Raw genomic sequence first — 530 nt, forward strand, 5'->3', positions numbered from 1 at the left:
GTTAAACTTTTAGGACTTACGCAAAGACGACCGAAGGCGAGCGTAACTGCTCACGCAAATAATCACTGAGTAAACCCCTTTTAACCTGATATAAAGATTGTTTTAACCGTTTAGCCTGTCTGGCTAACTGCAGCCAAACCAGCATACAACAACAAATATGATTCCGCTGAATACGAGCCTTACGACACTGATTAGCTTCAATACCAGTGAGTTGTTTAAGTTCTCGGTGAAACTGCTCAATCTTCCAACGGATGGCACACACCAATCGTGTGCCATCTGATGAATCCTGAGTGGTGTCATTGGTGACAATCCAGTCCGTGCGGTTTTCATTAACCACTACTCGGAACAGTTGCACTTTGTAATCTTTAGGAAAGGCATGTATTTTAATCAGTTTGCCATTTTGTTGCTCTTGGTCAGTCCAAGTTAATTCGTTGACTGCTTTGTAAGGGTTTACTCCTTTTGAATCATCGACTTTGCGATTGGATTTTAAAGGACAATAATAGATTTTTTGTAAGTTATCAATATACAGA

The 530-nt window shown here is 40.2% G+C and carries 1 protein-coding gene; it reads right to left on the reverse strand.

All coding sequences use genetic code 11. From position 1 onward, the window contains the following. Positions 1-16: 16 nt before the first annotated feature. Positions 17-530 (reverse strand): transposase (locus IEY58_RS34230; protein ID WP_189052668.1); only part of this gene is annotated, 514 nt, incomplete at its 5' end.

The organism is Aliidongia dinghuensis (assembly GCF_014643535.1).
GTDB classification, from domain to species: Bacteria; Pseudomonadota; Alphaproteobacteria; order ATCC43930; family CGMCC-115725; genus Aliidongia; species Aliidongia dinghuensis.